This is a genomic window from Flavobacterium sp. 316 (genome assembly GCF_000967805.1).
In the GTDB taxonomy this organism is placed as follows: Bacteria; Bacteroidota; Bacteroidia; order Flavobacteriales; family Flavobacteriaceae; genus Flavobacterium; species Flavobacterium sediminilitoris.
This window is the reverse complement of the sequence record NZ_JYGZ01000001.1, coordinates 234414-256221: the sequence shown is the minus strand read 5'-3', so window position 1 is coordinate 256221 and position 21808 is coordinate 234414. Positions and strand designations below refer to the sequence as shown.

Here is a 21808-nt window from a genome sequence, read left to right as displayed (position 1 = left end):
TTAAATTCCTTTTTACATGAAAAAATTAGCATTTACAATTTTTATTTGCTGTATTCTGAATATTTCATTTTCTCAAGAAAAAAAAGATATAAAATTTGACAAACAAAAATTTTTAAAAGAACTATCAGACAACGCATGTATATGTATTGATTCAATAAACACATTTGACAAAATTAAAGATAGTATAGCTTCAGAAATCAGCAAATGTATCGACAATCAAGTTGGCGCTTATCAAATGGGAATTAAAATTGATAAAATTAAAGACTTAGAAAAAGAAGCAAAAACAGTTGATGGTAAAAAACAAATTGATATTTCTATCAATTTCAACCCAAATTCTAAGGAATATAAAGAATACTACTATGAAATTGAAAGATATTTAAACGAGAATTGTGATGTTATAAAATCTAAAATGAAATCAAACGATAAGCTAAGTGCCAAGTCATTATCTAAAAATAGTTTAGCATTAGAATATTACAATAAAGGTTTAGATGCTACAAAAGAAAATGATTTTGAAGGAGCTATCAATTATTATAAAAAAGCCGTTGAAATAGATCCTGAATTTGCTTTTGCTTATGACAATATGGGAATTTGCTATAGAAGATTAGAAAATTATGACGAAGCTATAAAAGCCTATGAAAAATCATTAAAAATAGATCCGAATGGCTTAATGCCTCTACAAAATATTGGTGTTGTTTATATCTATAAAAAAGAATATAAAAATGCTATAAAAGCTTATGAAAGATTAGGCGAAATTCAACCTAATAATCCCGAAGTATTTTATGGCCTTGGTTCTATTTATGCTCAAAATTTAAATGATCTTGAAAAAGGATTAGATAATATGTGTAAAGCATATTTAATTTATGTAGCACAAAAATCACCTTATAGAACAGATGCTGAACAATTTATTCAAATGCTTCATAGTGAATTTAAAAAACAAAATAAACTAAACGATTTTAATTCAATTTTAGAAAAAAATCGCATCAAAACAAATTAGTTATTATGGAATAATATATAGTAAAAAGCAGCATCAAAAACGTTTTTGATGCTGCTTTTTTTATCTAACTATATCAGACTTTAAAACAAGTTATTTCTTAAAATTAGCAATACCTTCTTTTAACCATGTTTTATATTCTTCAACATCTGGTGTATAACCTACTGGATTATTTAGATTTTCTTCATCATGTCCCATTAATATATAATAAGGTTGAATATTTGCTTTATATTTTGTGATTCCTAGATCGCTCCATTTTTTACCATAAGTGTCTATTTCTTTTCCATTTAAGGTAGTATAAACCTCATCTTCTGGTAAAGGAGTTCTATCATCAACATATAGAGAAATTAAAACAATATCATTCTTTAAAATATGAAGAATTTCATGTTCTGACCATACCAATTCTTCCATTCTTCTACAATTTACACAAGTAACACCTGTAAAATCTATCATAATAGGCTTCCCTACACTTTTTGCATATGCCAAACCTTTATCATAATCATGAAAAGCGATAATTTTATGTGGCCCATAATGGGCATGCGCTGGTAAAACTGAAGTAACTTCTCCTCCACCTCCTTGAGAATTTCCTACTCCATAAGGACTTTCACTATAACTCATTGGTGGTGGAAATCCGCTAATTATATTTAATGGCGCTCCCCAAAGTCCTGGAATTAAATATACTGTGAAAGCTAAAGATAATACTCCTAATAGCAGTCTTCCTACTGAAATATTAGATAATGGACTATCGTGTGGTAATGTGATTTTTCCAAAAAGATAAAGTGCTAAACTTCCAAAAATAGCAATCCAAATTGCGATAAAAGTCTCTCTTTCCAAAATATGCCAATCCATTACTAAATCTGCCATAGATAAGAATTTAAAAGCTAAAGCTAATTCTACAAATCCGAATACGACTTTAACTGTATTTAACCATCCTCCAGATTTTGGTAAATTCCCCATCATGCTAGGGAATAGAGCAAATGTCATAAATGGAAATGCTAAACCAAAACCAAAACCTAACATTGCAATTGTTAATAATGTTGCTCCTCCATCTGTTGACAACACACCGCCTATAACAGCTCCTAATGCTGGTCCTGTACAAGAAAAAGATACTATAATTAAAGTTAAAGCCATAAAAAAGATTCCAACAAATCCTCCTTTATTTGAAGCAGTATCCACTTTATTTGCCAAACTTGAAGGCATTGTAATTTCAAAAGCTCCTAAAAATGAAATTGAAAAAATCACAAATACGATAAAGAAGAAAATATTTAAATATGGATTTGTAGAAATCTCATAAAAAATAGTAGGACTTAGACTTTGAAATAAATGAAAAGGAAGTGAAATAATTACATAGATTAAAACTATAAAGAAACCATACATTAAAGCATTTATTCTTCCTTTCTTTTTATTTCCATTTGCGCTTTGTTTTAAAAAGAAACTAACAGTCATTGGAATCATTGGAAAAACACATGGTGTAAATGTCACAAAAATTCCTGCTAACAGAGTAATTAAAAATAAAGTCCACTTACTTATTTCTTCCTCAGTTTTCTCTTTTTTTATCTCTTTTTTAGTAGCTGTAGTAGTCTCAACTTTCTTAACTTCTTCTACATTAGAATATGTTGAATCTGTTATAACTTCGTCTACTTTTGTTATAATTTCTTCGGTAGTCTTTTTATCGTCTTTTGTATCAGTAATTATTGCTTTTTCTTCAACTTTTTCTACTATCGCTTCTTGTTTAATTTCTGGTAATTTGATTGTTAAATTATCATCTTCTTGAATACATTTTCCATCGATACAAACTTGTCCTGATAATGCTATTTTTATTTCTTTAAGGTTTGTATTTGTAACTTTTATAAGCTGTTTAAATTGTGCTTTATTAACAAAAAAGTATTCATCTACTTCAAATATTTCGTTGTATTCCTTTATATATTTGCCTTCTGTTGTTTTTCCTACTAAAGTATAATTTCCTTTTGCATTTTTAAATTCAAAAACAAGCGGCTGAGAACCTCCATCTGGTGTATTTTGAGAATATAGATGCCAATTATAGTCAATTGTAGCATCTATTATTAATTCAAACTCTGTATTTGACTTTTGAATAACTTTAGTAGTCCATTTTACAGGGTCTAATATTTGAGAATTTCCCGTTAAGGAAAATATTATTATTAAAAAAGTAAAAATTTTTTTCATTATTTAAGTTCTATTTTTAGGGTGTTTTGTGTGTTTTCATTTGCTAAAAAACGTTGATCTGCTCGCTTGCCTATTACCCAAACAATTTCATTGTTTGAAACAAGTAACCATTGTTCTTCTTTTTCTAAAAGTGAATATTTTTCATCTTTAAAATATTTGCTCAATTTTTTCTTTCCATTCATTCCTGAAGGATAAAAACTATCACCTTCTTTTTTCTTTCTTATCTCTAAAGGAAACTGTAATTTATCTTCATCAACAAATATAATATTGTTATCTGAGTTTGAAATGTAACTTATGTTACAAAAAGAGAGATTTAAGGGAACTTTATGATTTTTTAAGTTTTCATTAATAAAAAAAGACTCTTTTAGTTCTTCTTTTTCTTTTGGAGATAATAATAAATAATTTCTGTCTTTTAAAAGTATGTAAGAATTTGAAAAAACTTGTTTTCCAGATTGTGTATGTGGTAAATTATAAATATCATCCCAAGCTGTAAAACCATACTCTTTCAACCATTGATACAAATAACTTTTATAATTCTTTAGTTTTAATAATTCTTCTATGTTGATTTGAATTTTATGATCTAATTGAGTTACTATTCTTTCATACATAATTGCAGTAACATCTTCAACTAGCTCAACAGATTGCTTCAAATGATTCAACGTTTCTTGAAATGATGTTAAAAAGCTAGGGTTCAATTGTTTTAAAACAGGAACAACTGCATGACGGATTTTATTTCTTAAATATTTATCTGATGCATTGCTAGAATCTTCACGCCAATCTATTTGATTTTTATTTGCAAAATTTTCAATCTCATTTCTAGAAAAAATTAGCAAAGGTCTTATTATCTTATCATTTTGCTCTGGAATTCCTGTTAATCCTTCTAGACCTGTTCCTCTAGTTAAGTTTATTAGAAATGTTTCTATTTGATCATCTAAATGATGAGCTGTTACAATATAATCATAGTTGTTATTTTCTATAATTTCATTAAACCAATTATATCTTAATTCTCTCGCAGCTAATTGTGTAGAAAGTTTACGCTGAACTGCATAATCACTTGTAGAAAATTTTTGGATAAAAATGGGAATATTATATTGCGTACACAATTCTTGTACAAAAAGCTCATCTTCGTCACTTTCAGTATCTCTTAACTGAAAATTACAATGTGCAACACCTATTTCTAACTGTATTTTTTTACATAAATGAACTAATACAACACTATCAATTCCTCCACTAACAGTCAATAGTAATTTCTTCCCATATAAATGTGGAAAATTTTGATCTAAATGATTTTTAAATTTTTCTAACATTGTAAAAATATAGAATCACGAATTTAAGGTTTTTCAACAAATTAATTATCTAAAATCCATTTTATAAGATTGTCTTTATCAACTATTGACCATGAATGTGGATGACGATCTCCGTTTTTTCTATATCCTTTATTCTTTGTTAAAACTAAGGATACTTTTTTAAACTCACCTTGCTTCAATTCTTTATAAAATTGTTGAATAAAATATGAATTCAAATCTTTTTCTTCATTGTTCTTTGTTTCTTTCCACCAATCTATATCTGGTTCTGTATAAAATCTAATCTTAATATTTTTTAAATACTTAGCATTACCAATATTTTTTGTTTCTAGTGTAAAAGGGGCTTTTTTTTCATACAAATTAATGCTATCATTTGGATTTCCTAAATCTGATTGAAGTTTTTGAATAATCCAATTAGATTCTTCAACACTATCACTTGATATATTCATACTAATATTCTTCTTTGCAACATAGTATAATCCTAATATATCAACTGGTGAATCAACTATAAAAACACCTTTTGGTACAATTTTATTATGCGTTTTCAATAAATAATTACTCCATAATAAGCTTACATTTCCTCCACTTGAAAAACCTCCAATATGCACATTTTCTGTTTTCACATTCTGTGTTTCAAAAATAGAATTGAATAAATCTGACAATGCTACAAACTCACTTTCATTTAAATACAACTTCTGATTATAATTCATTAATAGTACAGAAACACCTTGACTTGTAGCGTAATCAATTATTGGGAACTCATTTTTTGTATTTTCTATATCGCAAGGAAAACAAGGAAATAAAACCAATATTGCTTTTTGCTGATTTACTTTAAATAGTTCATATTCTGGCTCAATAATATGCTCATAAGTATTCGATTTTGCTTTACAACTAATTTGCAGCAAACACAAAACTAGAATAATAATCTTCTTTTTCATAACTATTATCTTAATCGTAAAACTTCAAACATTGCTTTTGCTTTTAATAAACACTCTTCATATTCGTTTTCAGGAATAGATTGAGATGTTATTGCGCTTCCTACAGAGAAAGATAAATATTGTTTTTTAGCATTATATAGGATACTTCTTATTACAACATTAAAATCGAAATCTCCTGTTGGACTAAAATAACCAACTGCTCCACTATATAATCCTCGTTTCGTTTCTTCTAGATTTTCAATAATTTTCATAGCTGAAATTTTTGGCGCTCCTGTCATGCTTCCCATAGGAAAGGTAGACTTAATAATTTCTATTGGAGATATTGTGTTTTCAACTTCCGAAACAACCGTAGAAATCATTTGATGTACTTGTTTAAAAGTATAAATTCCACATAATTCTTCAACAGTTACGCTTCCTTTTTTAGCTGTATGAGACAAATCATTTCGTACCAAATCAACAATCATAATGTTTTCTGATCGCTCTTTTTCATTTTTAGAAAGCTCCGTTTTTAATTGATTATCTTGTTCAATATCAAAACTTCTTCTTGCTGTTCCTTTTATTGGCTGGGAAATTACTTTATTATTTTCTTTTTTTAAATATCGTTCTGGTGAAGCAGAAAGTAAATAATGATTATCATTTTTAAAATAAGTTGCAAAAGGTGGTTCTGAAATAGCATTTAATTCTTGATATATTGCTACTGGATTAATAACAGCATTTTTTGCAAAAAATTCCATGCAAAAATTAGTTTCATAAATATCTCCTTTATGAATGTATTCTAATATCTTATTAACTTTTGAAAGATATTCTTCTTTTGAAATTCTTTGTTTAATAGCATCTATAACTATTTCTTCAGATTTAGCGTAAGAGCATTGCGAAATTTCGATAAAATCTGTTTCAACTTCATCATCACACATATTCAAATATCTAATTTCCAAATCATTATCTCTTAAAAAAAACAACTTTTTAGGTTGAAAAAAATATAAATCAGGAAATTCTAATCCGTCAAAGTTTTCTGATTTTAGTAATTCAACATCATTCTTTACATCATAAGAAATATAACCAAACAACCAATCTTTAGCATGTGATTGATATTGATGCAAATCTTCAAATACATTATGATAATCTGTTTTAATAGATGTGAAAGCTTCAACAGCTAAAATACAATCATAACTAGAATATTTTTGACTATAGTCGTTTGAATCTAAAAACGTAACTTCTCTAAATTGACTAGACCAATGTAAAAGTTGTGATTTAAATTCTTTAGGATCAGAGATAGTTTTAAAAATAGAAGTTCTCAAATTTTGAAATTATAATTTTTTAAAGCTCAAAATTACGATTTAAAAACAGAAGTGGTTTAAACTTTTTTAATTGAGACAAAAAATAACGTTTTCCTGTCAATCAAAAATGCTTAAACCACCTTATTATTGATACTTTAATCTATTTAATTAATTCTATAACTAGACTACATCCGTTTGCTAATAAATTTGTATTAGTATTAGATAATGATGAATAAATAGAAACGGCTTCATAAGCAGTAAGATTAACCAATTTCACTAAAGATACAGTTCTTGTATCATTTCCAGAAATAGTACTATATGTTCTTGTTCCTGGAATTTCAGTTCCGTAAATTCCTAAATAAAATTCTGGATGAATTGCAGATCCTGAACTTTTTCTCAATGAAACTGTATATGAAATTCTATATAATCCTGTTTTTTGTACTTGAATACTAGAAGCATTTAATGACATTCCATTACTAACTCCATTTGTTCCCAAATTAATGGCTCCTGAAGATAAAACGCTACTTGAATTTTTATAGATTTCACCATATAGTTTCAAATCATTCAAATCTGCCCAACTTGCTTTTCCACTTTCATTAGAAACAAGTACTTTCCCTAAACCTTGATTTCCATCAACTATTTTTATTGAACCATTAACATGTAATCGTTCGTCTGGTGAATTAGTACCAATTCCTATCTTATTATTACTACTAGTTGAATTTCCTAAAATTATTGAATTTGCCTGACTTGCCGTTGCTTGATAACCAATAGCTGTAGCATTCTGACCACTTGAAGTAGCTCCTGTTCCTATAGCTGTTGCTTGTTCTCCTGAAGCTGTTGAAAAATTCCCCAATGCTATTGAGTTGTTATTTGAAGATGAACTATTGAATCCTAACGCAACAGATCTATAACCAGATGCTGAAGAATTTCTCCCTATTGCAATAGCCTCATTTGAAGCTGAAGAATTTGCAGATGTTCCTATTGCTATAGAATGTTCATCATTTGAAGTAGAACCTCTACCAATTGAAATTCCTCCATTAGGATGAAATCTTCCAAAATTTGAGTTATTTATTTTAAACGCTAATGAATGATAATTATTGGTTCCTAAATATTCGCTTCCTGTAGTTAATGTGTTACCATTAAAAGCCCAACCACTAGTTGTTCCTATCGCTCCTGCAGCATTATTCATTTTTTTCCAAACAGTGTCCCAATAGTAAAACCCAGGAGTCACATCTGAAATTGTAGAAGTATTGTAAACTAATAAACTAATAGCTGGGTTGCTAATTGTTGTCTTATCTGTTGAAGATAATAAGTTTACCCTAGGTATTAATAATCCTGAATTATTGCTTTTTATATCCAAAGCTGAGGAAACATCTGGAGACGTAGTTCCAATGCCAACTTGAGAAAATAAAAAACGACTAAAACAAAATGCAATGGTTAATAGCAATGTTTTTTTCATGTTCTATTTTTTTGGGCGCAAAAGTATATAAAACACAAATACGATTTTCACTCCACCTATTACTTTTATTTATAGCACTATAAGTAAAACAATGTTATTAAAATGACCTTAAATGCAATGAGAAAAAAAATAAACTAATTAATATATTATGATTAAAACAATAATTTCATCAAAATAGCCCTTATTTATTATCAAATTCTAAAATCAGATGATTTCAACCCAAGAACACTTAAAAAAAACAGCTTAATTTACTATATTTGCGAGGCTTAAAAAAATTTTAAATAAACATAAAATATATATTTCATGTCAAACCAACCTAAGATTATTTACACTATTACAGATGAGGCACCAATGCTAGCAACTCATTCATTTTTACCAATAGTAAAAGCTTTCTCAAAGCCTGCAAATATTACAATAGAAACAAGAGATATTTCATTAGCAGGAAGAATTTTGGCAAATTTTCCAGAATTTTTAAATGAAAACCAAAAAATAGCTGATGCTTTAACCGAACTAGGTCAATTAGCAACAACTCCAGAAGCAAATATCATAAAACTTCCAAATATTTCTGCTTCTGTACCTCAACTTAAAGAAGCTATTGCAGAGTTACAATCACAAGGTTATGCAATTCCTAATTTCCCTGAGGAACCACAAAACGAAGAAGAAAAAACAATAAAAGCAAAATATGCTAAAGTTTTAGGATCGGCTGTTAACCCTGTTTTACGTGAAGGAAACTCAGATAGAAGAGCTCCTAAAGCAGTTAAAAACTATGCAAAAGCACATCCACATTCAATGGGAGCTTGGTCTTCAGATTCAAAATCACATGTTTCGCACATGAATGATGGTGATTTTTATGGTACAGAAAAATCGGTTACAATAAAAGATGCTGGTAGTTTCACTATTGAATTTACTGATGCTAATGGAGCTACTAATATTTTAAAAGAAAATTCTCCTCTAAAAGCAGGAGAAATCATTGATAGCTCTGTAATGAACATGGGGAAACTTAAAAAATTCATTGCAGAACAAATTGACGATGCAAAAGCAAAAGGTGTTTTATTTTCGGTGCATTTAAAAGCAACCATGATGAAAATTTCAGATCCATTATTATTTGGAGCTTTTGTAGAAGTTTATTTCAAAGCAGTATTTGAAAAATATGCAACATTGTTTGAAGAATTAGGAATAGACACTCGCAATGGTTTAGGAGATGTATATGCTAAAATTCAAGGTCATGCAAAAAAAGCTGAAATTGAAGCCGATTTAACAACTGCAATAGAAAATGGACCAGCTTTAGCAATGGTAAATTCAGATAAAGGAATTACAAATCTACATGTTCCATCTGATGTAATTATTGATGCTTCTATGCCTGCAATGATCCGTAATTCAGGACAAATGTGGAATGCAGCAGGAAAATCTCAAGATACTAAAGCAATTATTCCAGACAGATGTTATGCAGGAATTTATCAAGCAACCATAGATTTTTGTAAACAAAATGGTGCATTAGATCCTAAAACAATGGGAAGTGTTCCAAATGTAGGTTTAATGGCTCAAAAAGCCGAAGAATACGGATCACATGACAAAACATTCCAAATGTCAACTAACGGAACTGTTGTGATAAAAGATGCAAATGGAACAATATTAATGGAACAAGCTGTTGAAGCTGGTGATATTTTTAGAATGTGCCAAGTAAAAGATGCTCCTATTCAAGACTGGGTTAAACTAGCAGTTAATAGAGCAAGAGCTACTGGAATTCCTACAATTTTCTGGTTAGATGAAAACAGAGCACATGATAGACAAATTATAGAAAAAGTAAATTTATATTTAAAAGATCATGACACTGCTGGTTTAGATATTCGCATTATGAATCCTGTTGATGCTACAAAATTCTCACTAGAAAGAATAGTAAAAGGATTAGATACTGTTTCTGTAACAGGAAATGTTTTACGCGATTATTTAACAGACTTATTTCCTATTTTAGAAGTAGGAACATCTGCAAAAATGTTATCTATTGTTCCTTTAATGAATGGTGGTGGATTGTTTGAAACGGGTGCTGGTGGTTCTGCTCCAAAGCATATTGAACAATTCATTGAAGAAGGATATTTACGTTGGGATTCATTAGGTGAATTTTTAGCATTAGGCGTTTCTTATGAACATTTAGGTAATGTTTTCAATAACCCTAAAGCATTAGTATTATCTGAAACACTAGATGAAGCTACGGAAAAATTCTTAGAAAACGATAAATCTCCAGCTAGAAAAATTGGAGGTATAGATAACAGAGGTTCTCATTTTTATTTAGCATTATATTGGGCAAATGCATTAGCAAATCAGGATAAAGATGCTGAACTAAAAGCAATCTTCTCTCCTATAGCTACAGAATTAAATGCAAATGAAGCTAAAATTAATGAAGAATTAATCACTGCACAAGGTAAACCACAAACTATTGGTGGTTATTATCATCCAAATTTTGATGCTACTGACAAAGCAATGCGTCCAAGTGCTACTTTGAATACTATTTTAGCAAAATTGAATTAAAATTCAAACTAATAGAAATAAAAAAGCGACTATTTGGTCGCTTTTTTTATTTCTCAATAATTTTACTTTAATCAAGTTAATAAACTTTATTCTTTCTTTTCTTCTTCGCTAGTACCATCTTCATCCTTAACTACTACAATTTTAGCTAGCACTCCCGTTGTTAAATTCCATTCATTTTTAGTAATTAAAACACCTTTATCATCATAAACAGAAAAAGCAGCAGTATTTGGCCCAGAAGTTCCTTGATTTAAAGCTAAAAATTCAATTTTATTAAATCCTTTTGATAAATCTAAATAAAATTCTTTTGATGCCGATTCTAATAGAACATCAGGAATTAAAATAGCATCATTAACCAATATTCGCACTCTATCTCCATCAGGATATTCATGATCTCTACATACTATTTTTATATATTTAGCTTTAGTACTAAATTGCCCTAAGAATTGATTACTTTTAAAACTTTCATCAATAGGTTTATCGTGATGTTTTTTATTTAGATTATCTCTTATCTCATCACCTGGATTAATAAATTTTTTATCATTTTCTAAGATACTTTTAGAATCTGTCTTTTTATTTAAAATGGAGTATCTTTTCAAATAACTATTATCTTCATTCAAGATACTCTTATATTCTAAGGAAGGTAATGACGAAGATGTATTTGATTTTTCTGTCTCAAAAGGATTTTTAAGTTGTATATCAAAAGTACGTTTCTTTTTATCAACTTGTGAAAACAAGCTAATACTAAACAATAATACAACAACAACTAATCTCTCTTTTTTAAATTTCATATAACAAACCTATAATTTAGTACAGAATTAATTACAATAATTAACCATACATTAACAATTTTTGTAGTAAATTTTTCAAAAAAAAATTTCACATTTGCTTAACAAAAATCAGACTATGAGCAAATCTATAAAATTTGTTTTACTATTTATAACAATATTCTATTTAAATAGTAATCAGGCACAAGAAAAGTTCTCTTTAAGTGGAACGATTTCAGATGAAAATACTAATGAAACTTTAATTGGTGTAACTATAATTATTGAAGAATTAAAAACTGGAACTACAACAAATGAATATGGTTATTATTCTATAACATTACCGAAAGGAAATTATACTGTACGATATACTTATATAGGTTTTGAAGACAAAGTAGAACAAATTTCCCTACAAGAAAATATTCGAAAAAACATAACAATAAAAGAGAGTAATGTTCAACTAAACGAAATTATTGTTACTGAAAATCAATATAAACCAAATATTGAAAAACCTGAAATGAGTGTTAACAAAATTTCTGTTAATACTATTAAAAAAATGCCCGCAGTTTTAGGTGAAACAGACGTATTAAAGTCTATTCTTACCTTACCTGGAGTTACTAATGCTGGTGAAGGACAATCAGGATTCAATGTACGTGGTGGCGCAGTAGATCAAAATCTTATTTTATTAGATGAAGCTACTATTTATAATTCTTCTCACTTATTCGGCTTTTTCTCTGTTTTCAATGCTGATGCTATTAAAGATTTAAAATTGTATAAAGGTGGTGTTCCTGCGCGTTTTGGAGGAAGAGTAGCCTCTGTACTAGATATTTACCAAAAAGATGGAAATAGCAATAAATTCCATATGAATGGAGGAATAGGACTTATTTCTAGTAGAATTTTAGCAGAAGGACCTATTGTAAAAGACAAAGGATCTTTCCTTGTAGCAGGAAGAAGTTCTTATGCACATCTTTTCTTAAAACTTTCTGGTAATGAAAACTCAGCCTATTTTTATGATTTAAATACGAAATTGAGTTATAAACTTAACGATAACAATAATTTATATGTTTCTGGATATTTTGGCAGAGACGTTTTTAGTTTAAGCGAAAGTTTTATAAATACATATGGTAATTCGGTTTTAAATCTACGTTGGAATCATTTATTTAATGATAAATTATTTTCCAACTTATCATTAATCTATAGTGATTATTATTATGGTTTAACTTTAGATTTTGTAGGATTCAATTGGGATAGTGGTATCAAGAATTACAATTTAAAGTATGATTTTAAACATTATTTAAGTAATAAAACAAAACTAACTTATGGTATAAATACTGTATACTATGATTTTAATCCTGGAAAAATTGAGCCTACAGGTTCCGATTCTGGAATTAATCCTAAGCAATTAGATAAGAAATATGCCTTTGAGCCAGCTATTTATATTGATGCTGAGCAAAAAATTACAGATAAATTAGCCATTAACTATGGTTTACGATATAGCATGTTTTATCGTTTAGGATCACAAGAAATTAATATTTATGAGAACAATCAGGCTGTTACTTATGATGAAGATTTAAAAATTTATGAAAAGGCAACACCTATTGGAACAAAAAAATATGGCAAAAATGAAACTATTGCCAGTTTTGACAATTTAGAACCAAGACTTTCCATTGCCTATATTATTGATGAGAATCAATCTGTAAAAGCAAGTTATAATAGAATGAGTCAATACTTACACCTTATATCAAACACACAATCACCTACTCCATTAGACGTTTGGGCTCCAAGTGATAATTTCTTAAAACCTCAAATTTTAGATCAATATGCTATTGGTTATCAAAAAAACATCAAAAATGGAAAATATTCGTTTGAAATAGAAACGTTCTATAAAGACGTAAAAAATCGTTTAGATTATATTGATGGCGCAAATTTAATTGCAAATAATGCTATTGAACAAGTAGTCTTAGCAGGAAAATCTAGAGCGTATGGTTTAGAAGTTTTAGCCCGAAAAAATGAAGGTAAATTAAACGGTTGGATTTCTTATACACTGTCTCGTTCAGAACAACAAACAGCAGGAAGAACTGCAACGGAAATAGGAATAAATAACGGAAACTGGTACAAAACAGGTTGGGACAAAACACATAATCTATCTGTAACAGGAATATATGAATTAAATGAAAAATGGAGCTTTGGAAGTATTTTTTCATTACAAACAGGTCAACCAGTAACTTATCCAAACGGACAATATATTTACCAAGGACTTTCAGTACCTAGTTATGGAGAAAGAAATGCTAATAATTTACCTGCTTACCATCGTTTAGACATTTCAGCAACATTAACTCCTAGAAATAGTGCTAATAAAAAATTTAAAGGAGAATGGGTTTTTGGAATCTATAACGTATATAGTCGTAAAAATGCTGCTTCTATAAGTTTCAGACAAAATGCTGATACTGGTAGAAATGAAGCCGTTCGCCTTTCAATTTTTGGAATAGTTCCAAGCGTAACATATAATTTTAAATTTTAAGTCATGATAAAAGTCATAACAAAAATAACAATAGCAATAATCACCTTAGTTACTATGGTAGCCTGTGAAGATGTGGTAGATATCAACTTAGATACTGCGGAACCTAAACTTGTAATTGATGCTTCTATTAAATGGGAAAAAGGAACAGCAGGAAACGAACAAGTAATTCGTTTAACTACTACTACAGATTATTATACCAATTTAATTCCAAATGCTACAGGAGCAATAGTAACCATCTTTGATGGAACAACTACTTATGATTTTATAGAAGATTTTGGAACTGGAAATTATATTTGTACTAATTTTAACCCTGTTATAAATGGAACATACACTTTAACCATTATATATAAAGGAGAAACTTACACATCAACAGATACTTTATATCCAACACCAGATATTGACACAGTAGAACAATCGGTAATAACAGGTTTTGGAGGAGAAGATGCTATTGAAATTAAATTCTTTTATCAAGACAATGGAGCTGAAGACAATTTTTATTTAATTGGATTCAAAAATAATACCATAGCTTATCCAGAATATGGAGCTGTTGATGATGAATTCTTTCAAGGAAATCAAATGTTTGGACTTTATGTAGATGATGAGTTAGCGGCTAATGATGTTCTTAATCTATCGCTTCAAGGTATTTCTGAACGCTATTTTAATTATATGAATAAACTTTTAAATATTGCAGGAAGTAATGGAGGAAATCCTTTCTCTTCTCCTCCAGCTACTTTAAGAGGAAATATTATCAACCAAACCAATACTAACAATTTCCCTTTTGGATATTTTAGTTTAGGTGAAATTGACACGGAAACTTATGTAGTGCAATAGCAATTTGAAATTAAAATTCCTACATTCGTAACTCATAATATGTAATTCATAATTTACCATGTCCTCTCATCATATTGTACGTGACGATCAAGAACCCGCATTAATTATTGCAAACGGATTAGCATGCAATCAAGAACTATTAGGCCAATTATTAGAATGGTCTCCATTAGTAATTGTTCTAGATTCTGCAATCGAACGGGTTTTAGAATTAGGAATAAAGGTTGATGTCCTTTTAGGCGATTTTGACAGAGGGTTTGATCCAAATTATTATAAAGAAAGTCAATATCCTATTGAAATTGTTCATACTCCAAATCAAGATAAAACTGATTTAGAAAAAGCATTTGATTATTTAATTGCAAGAGGAATTCCTGCTGCAAATGTAGTTTGGGCAACTGGAAAAAGGGCCGATCATACTATTACAAACATCACAAATATTGTTCGTTATAGGACAATGCTTAAAATAGTTATTTTAGACGATCATTCTAAAATACATCTACTACCTAAAAAATTTGAAAAATGGTATCCAAAGAAAACGCCTATTTCATTAATTCCCATAGGTGAAGTATTTGGTATTTCTTCTAAAAATCTCTTTTACCCATTACAAAATGACACATTAACTATTGGCTATAAAACAGGTAGCAGCAATCATGTAATTGAAGATGGAATTGTAACTATTGAACACCAAAAAGGTGATTTATTATTAATGGAATGTTGGGATTAGATATTTTTTATTCCCTTTTTTAATGAATCATTATTTAAAATTATTCAAGTACTATTTTCTTTTTTACAACGTCTTTCTCAGAAATTAAAGTAGCTAAATACATCCCTTTAGATAATGCGCTAACATTAATCATTGTTAATTGTTTATTTCCAATCACAGCTTCAGAAAAAACAACTTTTCCTTGTAAATCATACAATTGTAAAGTGTAATTCTCTTCTGGTGAAGTTCCTAAATCAATGGTTAGATATTGTTTCACAGGATTAGGAAAAAACCTTACTAAATTAACCTTATTAAAAAGATTATCACTTAAAGTAGTATAAGCAACTGCAAAATGCAACATAGCTCCTGTGGCAGCTTTAGCAACATTATAATTATACACAGGATCCATATTTACTAATAAATCAGTAGCCGAATGACCATGAGTTGTTTCATTCGTTTCATAAAAACCTGTAATCACTTCTTCATTATTTTCAAAAGGAATATAGTCAGATGAATATGCATGAGCTAAATTTGTATTTAATGGAGAATAAAGCGTTACACAAGTCATTAATTCATTTGTAACAGTATTTGACGCTGCATTATTACTTGTTGGAGAGCTTGTATCGCGTTCGCAAGTAATTGTATTGTTTGTTTCTCCTGCTACTCCTCCAACCTGATCAATATTAAAAACTAATTTTATATCTAATTTAGGAGTAGTTCCATTTACCACATTATTTACATAATGTTGACTTCCTAATAATCCATCTTCTTCTCCACTAAAATTAATAAACTTTATAGAATATTCTGTTTCAACATTTTGCAATAATCTTGCTACTTCAAGAATAGTTGCCACTCCACTACCATTATCATTTGTTCCTACTCCATTTAATGAATCATAATGTCCACAAATAATAACATAAGTATCTGGATAAACGCTTCCTACTTTAGTCACAATTAAATTTTTACAAGTATAACTACCATTTGCAAAAGTATCTTCCTCAAGTTGAGCAGCCGTATAGCCAAAACTCAGGTACTTATTTCGAAGCCAATTATAAGTATCTTCTAGCTCTTGAGTACCTCTTCTTTTAACTCCTAAATTTTCAAAGTCAGTTAAAGCGTTAGTAATATTTGACTGTGAAACTTGATTCGCAATATCTGCATAGGCTTGTATAAAATTCTGTCCAAATAACCCATTGATAAACAATAATAACAGTGCAACTAAGTGTATTCTTTTTTTCATACATTATAATTTATAGTATATTAGGGCTAAAGCATTAGTAACAAATATATAATTTATTCTGCAATCAAAAAATCTTAGATTAACTTTGTAACTTTACCATTATTAAAAAACGTATCTATTCTAAATGAAATTCCAAGTCGTATCAGATTATAAACCAACAGGAGATCAACCGCAAGCCATTGAAAAATTATCTAATGGAATTATAAATGGTGAAAAGTACCAAACATTATTAGGAGTTACAGGATCAGGAAAAACTTTTACTGTAGCTAATATGATACAAGAAGTACAGAAACCTACTCTAATTTTAGCGCACAATAAAACCTTAGCTGCTCAATTATACTCTGAGTTTAAACAATTTTTCCCTAATAATTCCGTACAATACTTTGTATCCTACTATGATTATTATCAACCAGAAGCGTTTATACCTGTTACTGGAACTTATATAGAAAAAGATCTTTCAATTAATGACGAATTAGAAAAATTACGATTAAGCACCACTTCTGCCCTACTTTCAGGACGAAGAGACATTGTCGTTATTTCATCTGTTTCTTGTTTATATGGTATTGGAAACCCTGTAGAATTTCAAAAGAATGTCATTACCATAGAACGTGACCAAGTAATATCACGAACAAAACTATTACATAGACTTGTACAAAGCTTATATGCTCGTACAGAAGCTGAATTCACACCAGGAACCTTTAGAATAAAAGGAGATACTGTAGAGATTTTTCCAAGTTATGCAGACGATCCTTTTCGTGTACATTTCTTTGGAGATGAAATTGAAGAAATCGAAGCTTTTGACCCAAGAACAGCCCAAGTCATTGAAAAATATGAAACACTAAATATATATCCTGCCAATATGTTCGTAACATCTCCCGATGTACTTCAAAAAGCAATTTGGGAAATACAGCAAGATATGGTGAAACAAGTAGATTATTTCAAAGAAATAGGCAAACATTTAGAAGCAAAACGATTAGAAGAACGTACTAACTTCGATTTAGAAATGATACGTGAACTAGGTTATTGCTCAGGAATTGAAAATTATTCTCGTTACCTTGATGGTAGAGAAGCAGGAACAAGACCTTTCTGTTTATTAGACTATTTCCCAGATGATTTCTTAATGGTAGTTGATGAAAGCCATGTTACCATATCACAAGTACACGCTATGTATGGTGGAGACAGAAGTCGAAAAGAAAACCTAGTAGAATATGGATTTCGATTACCCGCAGCAATGGACAACAGGCCATTAAAATTTGAAGAATTTGAAGCCTTACAAAATCAAGTTGTTTACGTTTCCGCTACACCTGCTGATTACGAACTACAAAAAACAGAAGGTATATACGTAGAACAAGTTATTAGACCTACAGGATTATTAGACCCAATAATTGAAATTCGTCCAAGTGAAAACCAAATAGATGATCTAATAGAAGAAATACAAATTCGTTGCGAAGCCGATGAACGAGTACTTGTTACAACACTTACTAAGAGAATGGCAGAAGAATTAACTAAATACTTAACCAAAGTAGCTATTCGCTGTCGCTATATTCATTCTGATGTAGACACTTTAGAACGTGTAGAAATTATGCAAGATCTACGAAAAGGAATTTTTGATGTACTAATTGGTGTTAACCTACTACGTGAAGGACTTGATTTACCCGAAGTATCCCTTGTAGCTATTTTAGATGCAGACAAAGAAGGTTTTTTACGTAGCCATCGTTCACTCACGCAGACAGTAGGACGTGCTGCCCGAAACGTAAACGGAAAAGCCATTATGTATGCAGATAAAATAACTAAAAGCATGCAAAAAACCATCGATGAAACCACATATCGACGTGAAAAACAAATGGCATATAACCTTAAACATGGACTAGAACCAAAGGCACTAAATAAGAGCCTAGGTAATGCATTAAGCGGAAACTCTGTTTCAACACAATATTATGACAACTTAGAATACAAAGCAGCCGAACCTGAAAGTGAATACCTAAGTAAACCCGAAATTGAAAAGAAAATTCGTGAAAAACGAAAAGCAATGGAAAAAGCAGCAAAAGAACTCGACTTTATGCAAGCAGCCAGATTAAGAGACGAAATTAAAGCATTACAGGAAAAGATATAACAATAAAACTAATGAAAAACACCGCTCAGATACTACAACTCACAGACGAGATTGAAATCATTGAAGCTATAGGCTCACACGTTTGGAATAAGAAACAAGAAAGTGACAATCTTACAGAAGCCGAAACCACTTTTGTCCTTATCGACATATTTGAAGGAGCCATGAACGAAGGCGGTTTTTACTATTTCTTTAATGGGGAAACAGGAAGTTTTGCTAGAGAAATATTAGAGGCTTACAAAAATATTGAAGCACCAAAAACGGCAAATATCATTGCAAAAGCAATTGGCTTATTCGGTATTAATAACTACTTTGACGAAACTGGAAAAAGACAAAATGCGATTAATAAACTTGACGAAAAAGCACTTTCTGGTTGGGAAGATTTAGACGAATTATTCTTTAACGACGAACAAGAAGAAGACATCGTTGCTCTAATAGTAGCCTATATAAAAAAGAATCAAACTCAATTTGATTATTAATTTAAAAATATCTTTTCAACAAAGTATTCTTCCTTGTTTTAATATAAAAAATAAAACCTTAATTATATGAAAACAACTCCCGAACACAATGAACGCATAGCTAAAATGACTTTTGGTTCTGTGTATCCACATTATTTAGCAAAAGTGGAAAAAAAAGGCAGAACAAAAGAAGAGCTACATCAGGTAATTGAATGGTTAACAGGCTTAAATGAAAAGAAAACACAAAAACTTATCGAAGAAAATGTAACTTTTGAAACGTTTTTTAAAAAGGCTAAAATACACCCAAATGCTCATCTTATTAAAGGCTTAATTTGCGGTTACCGCATAGAAGAAATCGAAAATCCTTTAACACAAAACGTAAGATATTTAGACAAATTAGTAGACGAATTAGCAAAAGGTAAAAAAATAGAAAAAATTTTAAGAAACGAATAAAACTATTTTTTTACTATAATCTTAAGATTGATTTGTAATGAAAAATGAAGAACAAAAATTAGACAACCCTGTTTGGTATTCTTTGACAGAGACCCAAATGCCATTTGCTGTTGAATATAATAATATAAAGTTTTATAAACCAAATTATTGCTCATTTGGAGGTTTTACAGATTTAGATAAAACATTAGCAGGATGTGATCAATATTCAACATTGACTACTAATTTTTATATTGTTGGTCCTAAGCCAGAATTTAGTGAATCTTTAAAAATAAATAAGGAATTAGTTTGCAATCAAATGATAACTTCAACACCAATAAATATTGAAATAAAAGAAACAATTATTGAATTGCAAACAAATAACGAAACGGATTTATTTAATCTGGTTAATTTAGTTCAACCCGGTTATTTCAAAAAAGAAACATCACAACTAGGTAGTTATTATGGAATATATAAAGATAATCAATTAGTGGCAGTTGCCGGTGAACGAATGAAGATGAATACTTATACAGAAGTCAGTGCTATTGTAACTCACCCTGAACATACAGGTAAAGGATATGCAAAACAACTAATTGCTCATGTGACTAATAAGATATTAAACGAGAATAAAATTCCATATTTACATGTTGTAGAAAATAATATTGGTGCCATAAAATTATATGAAAAACTTGGTTTTTTAACAAGACGAAAAATTAGTTTTTGGAATCTTACAATCAATGACAACTCTGAAACATAAACAACAAATAGCTAGACTAATAAGCAATACCTTATAATTAAAAAACGCTGAATGTATTCTCAACTAATAAAAAATATATCAAAATATATTGAATTGAATTTGGAAGAAGAACGTTTATTCGAGACTTTTTGGACAGAAAAAACAATAACCAAAGGAGATTACTTATTGAGAAATGGTGAAGTATGCAAAACAGACAACTATATCATATCAGGTTCATTAAAAGCTTTTTATATAAATTCAGATAATGGTAAAGAAGAAATTTTATATTTTGCTATTGACGATTGGTGGGCAACAGATATTGACAGTTTTCAGAAGCAAAAAGCCTCAATTTACAATATTCAAGCATTGGAAGAAACAAAATTATTGCAAATTCAGCATCAATCATTTCAAAAAATGCTAAATCTTATACCGAAACTGGAAAGATATTTTAGAATTATACTAGAAAATTATTTAGGAAGCTTACAACGTCGAATTATAATTAATAACTCTTATGATGCGACACATAGATATTATGATTTCTTAGAAAACTACCCAAAAATTGAGAAAAAAGTTCCTCAATATTTAATCGCTTCATATTTAGGAATCTCTCCCGAATTTATAAGTCGTATAAAGAGAAAATAAAAAAAGATTAAACTAGATCAATTTTTATCATTTTATTTTAATAGAATTTTGCTTTTTAAAATAGAAGCAAATGAAAAAAGTACTTATTATTAATGCAAGTGTTAGAGATGAAAACTCTCACAGTAGAAAACTTACAAAACTATTTGTAGAGAATTGGCAAAAAAAATATCCAAACGATTCTTTTACTTTCAGAGAAGTTGGATTAAACAAAATTCCTCCTATTGACAACGATTGGATAGCAAGTGCCTTTATAAAGCCCAATAACAGAAATAAAGACAATCAAAAAGGAGTTGAATTAAGCAATGAACTTGTAAAAGAATTAAAAGAGAATGACATTTATGTGATTGGCACACCTATGTATAACTGGTCAATTCCTAGTGGATTAAAAACCTATATAGATCAAGTTATGAGAATAAATGAAACTTGGGCATTTCGTTCTGGTAAACCAGATGGTGATTACATTGGATTACTTAAAAATAAAAAGATGTTCATCCTCTCTAGTCGAGGAGATACAGGATATGGAGAGAATGAAAAAAATCAACACATGAATTTTCAAACAACATATTTGAAATTCATTTTTGGAATGATGGGAATAAAAGATATAACCATAATTTCATTGGATAATGAAGAATTTGGAGGAGACATTTTTGAAAATTCAAAACAAAAAATCTATAAAAAAATTGGACTAATTGAATAAATTA

18 protein-coding genes are annotated in these 21808 nt (G+C 29.4%); 11 read left to right on the top strand and 7 right to left on the bottom strand.

Translation table 11 applies throughout. From position 1 onward, the window contains the following. The first annotated feature begins 16 nt into the window (after positions 1-16). Entirely contained in the window at positions 17-994 is a 978-nt protein-coding gene (locus tag SY27_RS01165; RefSeq protein WP_045966642.1) for a tetratricopeptide repeat protein, read from the top strand. A 90-nt stretch (positions 995-1084) separates the two neighbouring features. Here SY27_RS01165 and SY27_RS01160 read toward each other — a convergent pair whose 3' ends face one another. The 5 genes from SY27_RS01160 to SY27_RS01140 all read right to left on the bottom strand — a co-directional run bounded on the left by SY27_RS01160 (position 1085) and on the right by SY27_RS01140 (position 8153). Next, entirely contained in the window at positions 1085-3175 is a 2091-nt protein-coding gene (locus SY27_RS01160) for a protein-disulfide reductase DsbD (protein ID WP_045966640.1), read from the bottom strand. Continuing rightward, entirely contained in the window at positions 3175-4482 is a 1308-nt protein-coding gene (gene tilS, locus SY27_RS01155) for a tRNA lysidine(34) synthetase TilS (RefSeq protein WP_045966638.1), read from the bottom strand. Before tilS ends, SY27_RS01160 begins: the two co-directional genes overlap by 1 nt. Before the next feature lie 41 nt (positions 4483-4523). Further along, positions 4524-5417, bottom strand: coding sequence for a hypothetical protein (locus tag SY27_RS01150; protein ID WP_045966636.1), 894 nt, complete (start codon positions 5415-5417; stop codon positions 4524-4526). Between the two features lie 5 nt (positions 5418-5422). After that, a complete protein-coding gene (locus SY27_RS01145) occupies positions 5423-6715 on the bottom strand; it encodes an anthranilate synthase component I family protein (RefSeq protein ID WP_045966634.1) in 1293 nt (430 codons plus the stop codon). A gap of 139 nt (positions 6716-6854) precedes the next feature. Continuing rightward, positions 6855-8153, bottom strand: a complete 1299-nt coding sequence (locus tag SY27_RS01140; protein ID WP_045966632.1) for a hypothetical protein — start codon at positions 8151-8153, stop codon at positions 6855-6857. A gap of 303 nt (positions 8154-8456) precedes the next feature. Between SY27_RS01140 and SY27_RS01135 the strand changes: the two genes are divergently transcribed. Further along, the gene (locus tag SY27_RS01135; RefSeq protein WP_045966630.1) at positions 8457-10679 is read left to right on the top strand and encodes an NADP-dependent isocitrate dehydrogenase; all 2223 of its coding nucleotides are present in this window, start codon (positions 8457-8459) and stop codon (positions 10677-10679) included. Positions 10680-10765: 86 nt separating this feature from the next. Here SY27_RS01135 and SY27_RS01130 read toward each other — a convergent pair whose 3' ends face one another. Next, complete coding sequence (locus SY27_RS01130) at positions 10766-11467, bottom strand: hypothetical protein (protein WP_052705055.1); 702 nt, start codon at positions 11465-11467, stop codon at positions 10766-10768. A gap of 115 nt (positions 11468-11582) precedes the next feature. On the opposite strand from SY27_RS01130, the gene SY27_RS01125 reads away from it, so the two are divergent. The 3 genes from SY27_RS01125 to SY27_RS01115 are packed head-to-tail and all read left to right on the top strand — an operon-like array spanning position 11583 to position 15513. Continuing rightward, on the top strand, positions 11583-13961 hold the full coding sequence (locus tag SY27_RS01125; RefSeq protein ID WP_045966628.1) for a TonB-dependent receptor: 2379 nt from the start codon (positions 11583-11585) through the stop codon (positions 13959-13961). A gap of 3 nt (positions 13962-13964) precedes the next feature. Beyond that, positions 13965-14792: a DUF4249 domain-containing protein gene (locus tag SY27_RS01120; RefSeq protein WP_045966626.1), complete on the top strand. Its 828-nt coding sequence runs from the start codon at positions 13965-13967 to the stop codon at positions 14790-14792. Positions 14793-14850: 58 nt separating this feature from the next. Continuing rightward, positions 14851-15513: a thiamine diphosphokinase gene (locus tag SY27_RS01115; protein WP_045966624.1), complete on the top strand. Its 663-nt coding sequence runs from the start codon at positions 14851-14853 to the stop codon at positions 15511-15513. 40 nt (positions 15514-15553) lie between these two features. Here the strand turns inward: SY27_RS01115 and SY27_RS01110 are convergent, their stop codons facing one another. Continuing rightward, a complete protein-coding gene (locus SY27_RS01110) occupies positions 15554-16732 on the bottom strand; it encodes a M28 family peptidase (protein ID WP_045966622.1) in 1179 nt (392 codons plus the stop codon). A 124-nt stretch (positions 16733-16856) separates the two neighbouring features. On the opposite strand from SY27_RS01110, the gene uvrB reads away from it, so the two are divergent. The 6 genes from uvrB to SY27_RS01080 all read left to right on the top strand — a co-directional run bounded on the left by uvrB (position 16857) and on the right by SY27_RS01080 (position 21804). Then, a complete protein-coding gene (gene uvrB, locus SY27_RS01105) occupies positions 16857-18845 on the top strand; it encodes an excinuclease ABC subunit UvrB (RefSeq protein WP_045966619.1) in 1989 nt (662 codons plus the stop codon). 11 nt (positions 18846-18856) lie between these two features. Further along, positions 18857-19321, top strand: a complete 465-nt coding sequence (locus tag SY27_RS01100) for a DUF4375 domain-containing protein (protein ID WP_045966617.1) — start codon at positions 18857-18859, stop codon at positions 19319-19321. A gap of 66 nt (positions 19322-19387) precedes the next feature. Next, positions 19388-19753, top strand: a complete 366-nt coding sequence (locus SY27_RS01095) for a DUF2200 domain-containing protein (RefSeq protein ID WP_045966615.1) — start codon at positions 19388-19390, stop codon at positions 19751-19753. A 37-nt stretch (positions 19754-19790) separates the two neighbouring features. After that, positions 19791-20486 (top strand): GNAT family N-acetyltransferase, encoded by a 696-nt coding sequence (locus SY27_RS01090; protein ID WP_045966613.1) that lies wholly within the window; start codon positions 19791-19793, stop codon positions 20484-20486. A 51-nt stretch (positions 20487-20537) separates the two neighbouring features. Then, a complete protein-coding gene (locus SY27_RS01085; RefSeq protein ID WP_045966611.1) occupies positions 20538-21107 on the top strand; it encodes a Crp/Fnr family transcriptional regulator in 570 nt (189 codons plus the stop codon). Positions 21108-21177: 70 nt separating this feature from the next. Then, positions 21178-21804: an FMN-dependent NADH-azoreductase gene (locus SY27_RS01080; RefSeq protein ID WP_045966610.1), complete on the top strand. Its 627-nt coding sequence runs from the start codon at positions 21178-21180 to the stop codon at positions 21802-21804. Positions 21805-21808: the final 4 nt, after the last annotated feature.